Source organism: Aureimonas sp. ME7 (assembly GCF_903970965.1).
Taxonomy (GTDB): domain Bacteria; phylum Pseudomonadota; class Alphaproteobacteria; order Rhizobiales; family Rhizobiaceae; genus Aureimonas.
The window spans coordinates 1-11,555 of record NZ_CAJCKW010000027.1 but is presented as its reverse complement, the minus strand read 5'-3'; the positions used below and the strand labels follow the sequence as shown (position 1 = coordinate 11,555).

The window sequence follows — 11,555 nt, the reverse complement described above, 5'->3', positions numbered from 1 at the left end:
TCATCTTATCCAGCGATGAGCACAAAACGCAGCTACAGAGCGCCGCCTTTCGATGTCCAGCCATCCGGTCGGTCCCAAAACGTCGAACGACAACAGGGTTCGACGTTTTGAAACAGCCTGGACCCCTTTCAGACATCCGCACGCCCTTCCGCGATGCCGGGAACCGGACGTTGCTTTGTCTCTGCCTCGTTCACATCCGTCTCGCCGGCTATCCCAGCCCCATAGCCGCTCGCGCTTCCTCGCAGGTGGCGACCGTGCCGCCGAGGAGTTCCACGATCCGCCGGGCCTTTTCCACCATGAGCGCGTTGCTGCGAGCATGGACACCTTCTTCCAGGTAGACTGCGTCTTCCAGACCGATGCGCACGTGGCCGCCGGCCAGGTAGCTTTGCGCAACCATCGCGAAGGCGTTGCGTCCGACACCGAAGGCCGTCCAGACGCTGTCTTTCGGTAGGAGGCTGCGGCCATGCAGCAGGGTTTCCGGCGTGGCGGGGAAGCCATAGCGCACACCGAGCACCAGCGAGCAGAGGATTTGGCCACCAAGCGTGCCGTCGGCGACGAGATCCCCCAGAAGCGCCGTGTCGCCCGTATCGAAAAGCTCGATCTCCGGCAGCACGCCGGCATCCGCGATCAACGCCGCCATGCGCCGAATGCTGGCAGGCGTGTTGATGACGACCTCGCGTCCGAAAGTCATCGTGTTGAGGTCAAGCGTGCAGATGTCGGGCTTCAGTTCGACGACGTGGGCGACGCGGCGCTTAGGCGTCGTCAGGGTCGTTCCGGGTCCCGCGACCGCCGGGTCGGGGTCGCCCGGCATGAAGCGGCCGCCGGGTCCCGTGGTGAGGTTGATGATGATCTGCGAATTCTCGTCCCGGATCCGCTCGACCACCTCACGATAGTGCTCGAGCGCCATGGAGGGCCGGCCGGTCTCCGGATCGCGCACGTGGATATGAACGATCGCCGCCCCAGCCTTCGCCGCCTCCAAGCAGGCCGTCGCGATTTCACCGGGCGTGACGGGGAGATACGGGGTCTGGTCGCGCGTCGTCAGGTTTCCGGTGACGGCGCAGGTGATGACGGTCTTTCGCTTCGGGGAAACCATGCTTCTTGTCCTCTGGATCCGTATCCTCGCCGGAGACAAGCAGGCGGCGTAGCGGACCGCGAGGTGGTCGCGATCTTGTTCCGCTTGGCGGAACGGTCGGCGCGCTGCTAGAGCGCGGGAGCCTCCAGCCCCGCAACGCTTTCGCCGATCCTCTGCGAGAGTTCATGCAGCAGGGGCACGAAATGAGACACGGCCCGGGGCAAAGGATGGGCCGACACGAAATAGGTGACCCCGACGGTCGCCAGGATCCGGCCATCGCGCTGGATCGGTACGGCGATGGTGTTCGACGTCCGCGGTTCGACATGTGCGTCACGCACCGCGAAACCGGCCCGCCGCACGCGGCCGAGCATGGCGAGGTTGGATTGGCGCTCCGCTGGATCGTCGATCTCCAGGACGTCGAGCAGGAACGAGCGTTCCTTGTCGGAACAGAAGGCGAGATAGGCTCGCCCCAAGGCGCGGCTCAGAAGGTCGAGCCGCAGATTGACCGTTCCGTGAAACGGCGAAACGGGGCTGTCGGGGATCGTGCTGAACCGCACCACCATCGCGTCGCGCTCGAACGTCGCCACGGCAATCGGCCAGCGATGCTGCCGGGTGAAGTCGATCGCCCATGGACGCGCCGCTTCGACCACCAGCGGGTCGCCGTGATAGCCGCAACTCAAGGCCTTGACATTGGAGGTAACGTGGTAGCCGCCCTGCCTCCGGTCGTTGACGACGTATTGCGCCTCGCAGAGCGTGGCCAGCAGACGCACGATCGTGGGTTTGGGAAGTCCGGTGACGCGATGCAGGTCACCGACCGTCGTGACGCGCTGCCGATTGAGTTCGCGCAACAGCGACAAGGCTCTCAGAACCGACTCGACGGGTTGATCGACCATGCCTCTCCATTCCGCCTGTCGGAACGACCTTGCAATCCCATGGATCGGCAATGCTTGCGTTGACAAGAGTGGCGCACCGAAAATGTCGTCTAGGGCGACATTCGCTTTTGGGAGGAAGCGATGAACCCGAACCAAGCCGTCAACGAAGATAAGCTGATCGGTCGCCTGACCTGGCGAATCATGCCGATGGTGGTCGGCCTCTACCTTTGCGCGATCATCGACCGGTCCAATATCGGCTTCGCCAAGCTGCAGATGATCGAGGAGATGAACCTGTCGGAGGTCGGCTTCGCGCTGGGCTCCTCCCTGTTCTTCTTCAGCTACGTCGCCGTCGAAATCCCGAGCGCCATGGCGGCTTACCGCTTCGGGGCGAGGCTTTGGTTCGCGCGGATCGCCCTGACCTGGGGCCTGCTGACGGTCTGCCTCGCCTTCGCCAGTTCCGGCCTGACCTTCTACGCGCTCCGTTTTCTTCTGGGGGCGGCGGAAGGCGGCCTGTACCCCGCCATCATCTTCTATCTGACGCTGTGGTTCCCCGAGCGCCATCGGGTGCGTGCGGTCGGCCTTCTCACGCTGGGCAGCGCCTTCGGCAACATGCTGTCCGCCCTGATCGCGGGCCCCCTTCTCGATCTGCACGGGATGATCGGCCTCAGCGGCTGGCAATGGGTCTTCATCGTCACCGGCATTCCGCCGATCCTGCTCTCGCTCGTCGTTCTGCGCTTCCTGCCCGACAACCCGCGCTCGACCACCTTCCTGTCGGAACAAGAGAAGGATTGGCTGGCGAGCCGCCAGAACCAGCCCGAGCATGGCGGCAACCCGCTCGGCGCGATGCTGGACGGCAAGGTCCTCGGCCTCGCGGCGGTCTACACGCTCATCAACATCTCGCTGTTCGGCGTGATCTACTGGTTGCCAACCGTCATCAAGGGCTTCGGCGTGTCGGGAACACAGAACGGTCTTCTCAATGCCGTTCCCTGGGCGCTGGTCGCGGTTCTGCTGTTCACGATCCCCCGCCGCCTCCAGGCCGAGCGCTCGATCGTGAAAGCGGCGGTCGCCTTTACCGCGATCGGCGTCGTCTGCTTCGTGGCGGCCACGATGCTGCCATCCAACACGCTCCGGTTCCTGGCTCTCGCCGTTGGCACCCCCTGCATCTCGATCCTGTTCCCCTGCTTCTGGTTCTTCCCCTCACGCCTGTTCAAGGGATCGCGCGGTGCCACCAGCATTGCGGTGGTCAACACGATCGGCCTTCTCGGCGGCTTCCTGGGACAGAACCTGATGCCCTCGGTCGCCCAGGCCGTTGGCAGTCCGGTCGGCGCCATGATCGTGCCCGCCGCGTGTCTCGCGCTCCTGTTCGCGGTCTCGGTCCTGCGCCTCGTCGCAGCACCCAGCCGCGCCCCGATGCAACCGGCCGCTCCCGGCCAGCCCAACTCCTGACGGAGGAGACGACGATGGCCGCACAGCCCTTTCCCGACAGCTCCAGCTTTCGCCAGCGCTTCATGCAGGGACACCGTCTTCTGGGCACTTTCGTCAAGACGCCGGCCCCCCAGCCCATCGAGATCCTCGGCACCGTGGGCTTCGACTTCGTGGTGATCGACGAGGAGCATGCGCCCTTCGACCGCGCGCAGATCGACATCGCCCTTCTGGCGGCGCGCGCGTCCGGCGTAGCGGGTCTCGTGCGGGTGTCCTCGCCCGACACCATTCTCGGGGCGCTCGACTGCGGCGCGGCGGGCGTGCTGGTGCCGCATGTCTCGGATGCCATCAAGGCCCGCGCGGTGGTCGAAGCCTGTCGTTACCGCAAGGGGCGACGCGGTTACTCGCCCTCCGGGCGTTCGGGCCGCTACGGCGGTTTCGCCTCCTGGCCCTATGTCGACGACGCGGACGAGACCGTTACGGCGATCGCGATGATCGAGGACCCTTCGGCCCTCGAAGCCATCGAGGAGATCAGCGCGGTCGAGGGGATCGACGGCTTCTTCGTGGGGCGTGGCGATCTGACCATCGCGCTCGGCGCCGCCGACGCGCGCGCGCCCGAGATCGACGCCGCCGTCACGCGCATCGCCGCCGCCGCCCAACGAGCGGGCAAACCCGTGATGGTGATGGCAAGCGCGCGGGCGGAGGGCGATGCCTTCTCCGCCATGGGCGCCACCGCCTTCATCCTCTCGACCGACCAAGGCCTTCTTCGCAAGGCCGCCGGACATATCCTCCGAGACTTCCGCGACTGAGCGCCGGGAGCGGGCGCCCCGACCGGGACCGCAGCGCTGCCGAACTTCGATCCAGACCAACAAGGCCACAACCGATGTACGCCGCCTCCGATCCGCGCGCGAGCCTCGCGCCGTCCGCCGCGCCCAGCAAACCGGCTGGCCCCGCATGTCCTGCCACCTATGCCCGCTTCTACGAAAGCGAGCCCGACGAGCGCTCGCCCGGCGTCGCGAGCTGGATCGTGCGCGGACAGACCTTTGCGATCGTCTACAGCGATTGCGCGCCCGACGCGGTCCTGGAGCGCGTGGGTCAGGTCGACGAATATGTCCTCCTGCTTCCGGACGCCGGCACCGGCGCGGTGGCGGAGGCGGAAGGGCAGACCGCGACCGTTGCCGGCTTCTCGATCACCTTCGTTCCGCCCGGCGACAGTCGCATCCGAATGCCAGAGGGCGGGAGGGTCGTCCGCCTGTTCACGGATGCGTCGCCGGAGGTGATGGCGCTTGCCTCGAACCGGGAGACCTACGAGCGGACGAACGCCGCCATTCCCGAGCGCGTCTCCTGGCCCGGCCCGCGCGGCGGCCATCGCGTGCGGACCTACAGTCTCGACGTCGCACCGGAGCCGGGGCGCTTCGGCCGGATCTTCCGCGGCTCGACCTTCATGGTGAACTATCTCGAGCCGAAGAACGGCCCGCGCGACCCGGCGATGCTTTCCCCACATCATCACGACGATTTCGAGCAGTGCTCCCTCGCCCTTGCGGGCGACTACAAGCATCATCTGCGTTGGCCCTGGACCACGAACCGGGCCCACTGGCGCGACGACGAGCACGTGGCCTGCGGCTCGCCTTCCGCCGCGATCATCCCCCCGCCGGCCATCCACACCTCGGAGGCGACGGGCGCGGGACTGAACCAGCTCGTCGACATCTTCTGTCCGCCGCGCGCGGACTTCTCGGCCAAGCCGGGCTGGGTCCTCAACGCCGACGACTATCCCATGCCCGGCGACGCGGACGATGTCGCCGGACCTATCCCAGCCAAGGATTGACGGTCATGAAGATCGAACCGTTCCTGCCGCGCCACGACGGCGCCTTCGCCCTTCCCACGCCCGCTCGCGCGGCCGAGGTCGACAGGCTTCTGATTGGCGCCGTGGACCTTCATTGCCACAGCGGCCCTGCGGCCATGCCCCGAATTCTCGACCACCGCGAGGCGATGATCGACGCGCAGCGCGCCGGCTTCCGAGCGCTTCTGTTCAAGGATCACTTCTATGTCGGGATGCCGCATTCGATCATCCTGCAAACCCTGTTCCAGGGTGAGGGTTTGGAGCTCTTCTCCGGGATCGCGCTCAACAACGCATCCGGCGGCATCAATCCGCATGCCGTCGACCACGCCATCGCGCTCGGCGCGGCGATCGTCTGGATGCCGACGCTTTCGGCCGCGAACCATCTGGCGGACGCGGGAAAACAGACCAAGACCTTTCCCAAGACCACCCGTCGAATGCTGCCTCCCCTTCCGCTCAGCGTGCTGGACGCCAATGGCGAACTGACCGACGACACCAAGCAGGTGCTGGACCTGATCGCGGAGGCGGACATCATTCTGTCGGGCGGCCACCTGTCGGCGGCCGAGCTCGGCCTTCTTTTCGAGGAAGCCGGGCGGCGCGGCGTGCGCAAGATGATGGTCAACCATCCGACCTACGTGATCGGCTGCACCGATGCCGATATCCGGCATCTGGTCGGACAGGGCGCCTATATGGAGCACTCGATCGGCATGTTCGTGGGCGGCAAGTCATCGAAGTTCACGCCGGAAGACCTGACCCATCTGATCGAGGTCGCGGGTGTGGATCGGACGATCCTGTCCTCGGATCTCGGTCTCGTCGGCAGCCCACGCCCGGTGGACGGCTTTCGCGCAATCGTCCAAATCCTTCTTGACCTCGAGTTCAGCGAAACCGACATCCGGCGTTTGGTCGGCGACAACGCCGCTGGCTTGCTTCACCTCACTTAGGGAGATGCTGGGTTGCGGCACGTCGGTCGCTCAGACTTCCAAGTGCTAGCCTACACGGGGTTGCGTTCAAGAGGTTTCGATTGCGTGGGCCCCACGCGGCTTCTGGATGATGCAGCCTTTGGAAGGGAGGAGCTTTCCAAACTTTTTCCATTGGCGGGACTGCGAGTCTGCCGTAGTAAGCGGGAGGCTCTTTCAGCTATCTCCACCGAGCCTATGGTAGGCACGCTGAACCGGAGATGACCGTCCGTTTTTTATGGGTTTTGCTAGAAACCGGACGGTCGGCTTTCCACCCATTTTAGCCAGTCGCTCCTAACGCCCCAGTCCCGCGAACCGCCGCATGATGCATTGGGCCATGCCTTCATCGGCGCGATAGCCCAGCGCACCCGCCACTGGCACGACCGGCCCGATCTCGAACGGCACCTCGACCGTGCGCCGAATCGGCCAGACCGTCTGAAGCGGATTGCAGATGTCCTCGATCTCCACATGGTAGACTGCCGGACCTGGCTGCGCGGCGCTGGAGACGCGGAACGGCCGAGCGTAGCTGTTCGTGCGCCCGGGAAGCCGTCCCGTCGTCGGAGGGCTTGTCTGCGGCAAGAACTCAAACTGGCGACCGGCCGCGTCGATGATGCTGGCGCGGATCCGGCGGTCGCAAGCCCGGTATCGCAAATAGACATACTGGACTTCCCCTCCCCCGCCGGCTGGGACGACAGCGGGCTCGATGCGTGAGGAGATGGTTTCGGTCGGCGGCGATCGGTCGCCCGACCATAGGCCAACGACAGCCGTCCCGCATCCGAGGAAGGCGACGAGGAACGTGGCAAGGAGCTGCTTCATCGTGGACCACCCTGGAACGTGGTGAGGAGCTTGCCGATCTGTTCGGAGAGCTGGTTGAAGAACAGGAAGATGCCGAGGAGGCCGACGGCCAGCCATCGAAGGAAGCGAGCCGTGCGGCGAAAGGATTTCGTCAAATCGATTGCCTCGAAGACAAGCTTGCGCTCCTCCTCGTCCATTCGGCCGAGAACCCGCAGGGTCTTCACCTCTTCGTCCCGCAGTTCGCCAAGGAACTTAACCGTTTCGTCTGACAACGGGGCAAGGCGCTCGACGCCGTCTTCGATACGCGTGACAGCGGCGAAGAACTCGGTGATGCTTTTGGCTTGGTCGCTTGTGTTGCGCTCCACCGCATCGAGGCGCCGGAGTATGGCGGTCGTGTCGTCTGTCACCGGCTCTGCCTCATGCTATGCGGGATGCAGGATCAGGTCGCGGCGTTGCGCGGTGCGTAGTAGGCGCCGGCATAAGCCCCGATGGCGCCGAGGACCGTCGTCAGGATGATCACCGTTTCCGGGTCGTTCGCGATCTCGGGCGGGATCCAGCCGAACTTCGCCATCAGGATCAGCACGGGTCCGATCAGCGTCGTCCCGATCGCCCCGCCCTTCGCCTTCGATGTGACGCTGCCGGTCGGAATGGGTTTCGCATCCTCGAGCGGCGGTCCGCCGTTGTGTCCGATCGTCGGCACCGGCTTGGGTCGCGGCGTTGGGATGGGCACGACGATCGGTGCCGCTTCCGGCGACCACGGCGTGTCAGGCTTCTTCGACCACCAGTCGAAAGCTGTCTTCAGCTTCGTATGATAGCTGTGCTTGGCATACTGCGGCCCATTGTAGCCGCGCGCGAACCCGGCCCAGTCGTGGGCGCGCAGCTTCGGGTCGAGCTTGGCCGCCAGGATGAAGTTGACCATTCCCTCCAGATGCTTGTCGGCATCGTCGAGGAAGTCGAGCACCATGTCCTGCACGGTGTCGTAGCCGAGCATGGCGTGGTTCTCGCCAAGGATCTGCCCAAGCCCCCAGGAGGCGGACTTCAGCGCCGCCGTTTCGTCGATCGCCATGGCCTGCGACAGGCGCGGGTAGCTGTCCTTCGGATAGGGCTTCTCGCCCCACGACGGATAGGCCAGCCCCTCGCGCGCCGCGCGGTCGCGCTTCGATCCGGCGCCAAGGTTCTTCCAGAAGCGATGCGGCTCGAACAGCATCTTGGGCCGCCCCTTCGCGTCCCAGGCGCCACCGGCGGTCTCGACATCAATGACGGCGTGGATCTCGTCCTCGCCGACGCCGATGAGGTAGCCCAGCCGCGGCAGATCGATGTCGTCGAGCGGGCGCGCCACGCCCTTGAAGCCGTTGAAACGGTCCATGGTGTCAGCCTTTCGGGCATGAAAAAGCCCGGCGCGATGGCCGGGCGGGATGGTGTCAGATTGGGCGGGGGTGATAGGCGCCTCAACGGCTGATTGCAGCGAGGTCATGGTGTATAGGCTCGCCAACCACGTCCATACAGCGAGCTTTAATGCGCCTCTGCTCAGTTTTGATCGTTTGCCTCGGCGTCCTTTGCCTAGGGTCATTGAATGCGAAGGCGGTAAGTCGTTCGGCGCTTGGGATGGTCGTTTCTGCCTGTCGAGCGAACTTCACTGTAACCTCATCACCCGCCCCGTGCTTAGCGGTCGAAACCGACAAGGACGCCGAAGGGGGGTATGCGGTCCTACGTGAGCCAGGCGAACGGCAACGTACGATCTTAACGGCTCTCGCCGACATCAGCGGGATTGAGGATCCACGCCTCTTGAACGCGCCCGCGCCGAACTTCTTCGCCGATGCCTGGCGCGAACGTCACTGGCTGCTCTCTAAGGGCAGTGCCGACGACGATCCGCCGGATGGTTTCGCCCTCGGGATTAATTCCAAGTTCGTCCGCTCGCAAGATCGGCTCCACATTCACATCGCTTGCCTTCGCCCAGACGTTCAGGCCGCGCTGAAATCTCGTGTTGTTGCAGTGAATCCAAACCGGTTCGCACGGCTCAGCTTCCGACTAGGCGGCAAATCTGTCTTGGCGATGCGGATCGACGCCGCAGACACGGTGGACTTCAACCCGATTCAAGTTTTGCTTGATGAGTTGCCGGGCACCGGAGTGGAGAGCAGGCGGCAAACGTTGATTGCTGTTCGCGAAACGCTGCCGAACGGTCGATCAGCTATTGTCCTACTAACAAACCCTACGCAGGGACCGGGTAGCAGCCCATTCGCAGTCGAACGCCTTATCCAGTCCGACTGCAATTGAGATGGGGCTGACGGGGTGGAACGGATTGTTAATCCGGTTCGAGGCTTACTGGTCCCAGCAGTCAGGCGGCGTGGACATACCCCCTGATCGTCAGAAGACGCCGGGTGGCTTGGCGGCCAGCCCGGCGTCTTCGTTTCTCGTGTTCTCGCTCATCTCCACAGGGAAAGGCACATCGATTAGACGAAGATTTCGGTGCCCAAGTTGCCGGAGGTCACACCGGTCAGAATCACCGTTCCTCCACCGGACAAGGTGAATATGGCTGAGCCGTTCACGTCATGTACAGTGTACGTTTGACCGTTGAAGTCGAGTCGATCGCCCTGAGATTTGCTAAAGTCAGCGATGATGTCGTGTCCGGAGTTGGCTTCGAACACGAACACGTCTGAGCCTGTTCCACCGTACAGGGTATCATTGCCGAAGCCGCCGTTTAGGGTATCGTTCCCTCCACCGCCGAATAAGAGATTGTTGCCGTCGTTTCCGAAGACCTTATTGTCGAGCCAGTTGCCCGAGCCGTTGAGGTCAGCCTTACCGGTGAGGATCAGATTTTCCACCGCGGAGTCTAGAGAGTACGAAACTGACGCGTAGACAGTGTCGATACCCTCGTTGGTGTACTCCAAGACTACGTCACCGACGTTGTCCACATAGTAGGTGTCATCGCCCTTACCGCCGGCCATAAAGTCAGCCCCAGCACCACCATCGATGACATTATTACCAGAGTTGCCCGTGATACTATTTACTAGTTCATTACCCGTTCCGTTGATGCTGGCGCTCCCGGTCAGGACGAGATTTTCGACATGATCTGACAGCTTGTAGGAGACACTCGCCAGCACGCGGTCAACGCCTTCGTTCGCCTTCTCAATTACAAGATCGCCAACGTTGTCGACGATGTATGTGTCGTTGCCGAGCCCGCCCGACATCGTGTCGGCCCCTACGCCGCCATCTAGCGTGTCTCCACCAACGTTGCCGGTCAGGCGATTTCCAAGCTCGTTGCCATAGAGTGATGTGCCCCAAACGCCGGTAAACACGAGGTTCTCGACATTCGCTCCCAGCCTGTAGTTGCTAAGGCTGGTGTACACAGTGTCGATGCCTTCGTTGGCATTTTCGACAACCACATCGCCGATATTATCGACGTAGTAGGTGTCGTTTCCGGCCCCACCCACCATTGTGTCAGCACCCGAACCACCATCCAAGACGTTGTTGCCCGCGTTTCCAACGACTAGGTTGTCGAGCCAGTTACCAGTCCCGTTGAGGTTGCCGCTTCCAGTCAGAAAGAGGTTTTCGATATGGCCTGCTAGCGAATACGACACCGAAGCGTAGACTGAATCCGTTCCTTCGTTCGACCACTCAACAACCACGTCGTCGGCATGATCGACGTAATAGGTGTCGTCGCCTTTTCCGCCCGCCATGGTATCAGCGCCGGCGCCACCGTCGATGATGTTGTTAGCTGCGTTGCCGAGGATGACGTTGCCCAGAGCATTACCCGTGCCGTTGATGGCATCAGAGCCGGTAAGGGTAAGATCCTCAACATTCTCTGTCAGCCTATAGGAGACGCTGGCAAGAATGCGGTCTGTACCTTCGCTAGGTTTCTCGATCACCACGTCTCCAACGCTATCAACGATGTAGGTATCGCTCCCCTTCCCGCCGATCAGCGTGTCGGCACCCGCACCACCGTCTAGTGTGTCGTTGCCGATGCTGCCAGTCAGGCTGTTGGCCAGTTCGTTGCCGGTGAGCGTCGTACCCCAACTGCCGGTGAAAACGAGGTTCTCGAGGTGTGCGCCAAGGCGGTAGTTGCTGACGTTTGTCTGTACTGTGTCTACGCCCTCGCCTGCTTTCTCAATGATCACGTCGTTCGCATTATCCACGACATACGTATCGTCGCCTTTGCCGCCGATCATCGTGTCCGCGCCCGAGCCGCCGTTCAGGACGTTGTTGCCGTCGTTGCCGGTGATCCTGTTGTCGAGCCAGTTGCCAGTGCCGTTGAGATCGTCCTTGCCGGTGAGGACGAGGTTCTCGACCGCCGTAGTGAGTGAATAGGAAACGGACGCGTAAATCGTATCCGTGCCTTCATTCGTATACTCATTGACGACATCACCAGAGTTGTCGACGTAATACACGTCGTCGCCCTTGCCGCCGGCCATGGTGTCGGCGCCCAGACCCCCGTCGATGACGTTGTTGCCCGCATTGCCGTTGATCACGTTGGCGAGCGCGTTGCCGGTGCCGTTGATGTCGGCGGTGCCGGTGAGGATCAGGTTCTCCACATTGTCGGTCAGCTTGTAGGAAACGCTCGCCATCACGCGGTCGGTGCCCTCGCCGGGCTTCTCGATGACGAC

The 11,555-nt window shown here is 63.2% G+C and carries 11 protein-coding genes; 5 read left to right on the top strand and 6 right to left on the bottom strand.

Annotation, left to right across the window (positions count from 1 at the left end; genetic code table 11):
* Positions 1–208 precede the first annotated feature (208 nt).
* Both H7A85_RS20205 and H7A85_RS20200 read right to left on the bottom strand, forming a co-directional pair.
* Positions 209–1,093, bottom strand: a complete 885-nt coding sequence (locus tag H7A85_RS20205; RefSeq protein WP_182422340.1) for a 3-keto-5-aminohexanoate cleavage protein — start codon at positions 1,091–1,093, stop codon at positions 209–211.
* Positions 1,094–1,200: 107 nt separating this feature from the next.
* A complete protein-coding gene (locus H7A85_RS20200) occupies positions 1,201–1,965 on the bottom strand; it encodes a DNA-binding transcriptional regulator (RefSeq protein WP_182422339.1) in 765 nt (254 codons plus the stop codon).
* Positions 1,966–2,085: 120 nt separating this feature from the next.
* On the opposite strand from H7A85_RS20200, the gene H7A85_RS20195 reads away from it, so the two are divergent.
* The 4 genes from H7A85_RS20195 (at position 2,086) to H7A85_RS20180 (ending at position 6,144) form a co-directional block, all read left to right on the top strand.
* Entirely contained in the window at positions 2,086–3,390 is a 1,305-nt protein-coding gene (locus H7A85_RS20195; protein WP_182422338.1) for an MFS transporter, read from the top strand.
* A gap of 14 nt (positions 3,391–3,404) precedes the next feature.
* Positions 3,405–4,175, top strand: coding sequence for an aldolase/citrate lyase family protein (locus H7A85_RS20190; protein ID WP_182422337.1), 771 nt, complete (start codon positions 3,405–3,407; stop codon positions 4,173–4,175).
* Between the two features lie 74 nt (positions 4,176–4,249).
* Positions 4,250–5,191: a hypothetical protein gene (locus tag H7A85_RS20185; protein WP_182422336.1), complete on the top strand. Its 942-nt coding sequence runs from the start codon at positions 4,250–4,252 to the stop codon at positions 5,189–5,191.
* Between the two features lie 5 nt (positions 5,192–5,196).
* Positions 5,197–6,144, top strand: a complete 948-nt coding sequence (locus H7A85_RS20180; protein ID WP_182422335.1) for a DUF6282 family protein — start codon at positions 5,197–5,199, stop codon at positions 6,142–6,144.
* A gap of 309 nt (positions 6,145–6,453) precedes the next feature.
* On the opposite strand, the gene H7A85_RS20175 is transcribed toward H7A85_RS20180, so the two are convergent.
* The 3 genes from H7A85_RS20175 to H7A85_RS20165 are packed head-to-tail and all read right to left on the bottom strand — an operon-like array spanning position 6,454 to position 8,320.
* Positions 6,454–6,975 (bottom strand): hypothetical protein, encoded by a 522-nt coding sequence (locus H7A85_RS20175; RefSeq protein WP_182422334.1) that lies wholly within the window; start codon positions 6,973–6,975, stop codon positions 6,454–6,456.
* On the bottom strand, positions 6,972–7,361 hold the full coding sequence (locus H7A85_RS20170) for a hypothetical protein (RefSeq protein WP_182422333.1): 390 nt from the start codon (positions 7,359–7,361) through the stop codon (positions 6,972–6,974). The genes H7A85_RS20175 and H7A85_RS20170 overlap by 4 nt, the downstream gene beginning before the upstream one ends.
* A 32-nt stretch (positions 7,362–7,393) precedes the next feature.
* Complete coding sequence (locus H7A85_RS20165) at positions 7,394–8,320, bottom strand: N-acetylmuramidase family protein (RefSeq protein WP_182422332.1); 927 nt, start codon at positions 8,318–8,320, stop codon at positions 7,394–7,396.
* A 149-nt stretch (positions 8,321–8,469) separates the two neighbouring features.
* On the opposite strand from H7A85_RS20165, the gene H7A85_RS20160 reads away from it, so the two are divergent.
* Positions 8,470–9,228 (top strand): CDP-diacylglycerol diphosphatase, encoded by a 759-nt coding sequence (locus H7A85_RS20160; protein ID WP_348519711.1) that lies wholly within the window; start codon positions 8,470–8,472, stop codon positions 9,226–9,228.
* A gap of 176 nt (positions 9,229–9,404) precedes the next feature.
* On the opposite strand, the gene H7A85_RS20155 is transcribed toward H7A85_RS20160, so the two are convergent.
* Positions 9,405–11,555: calcium-binding protein (locus tag H7A85_RS20155; protein ID WP_182422330.1), on the bottom strand; the 2,151-nt coding region annotated here is incomplete at its 5' end.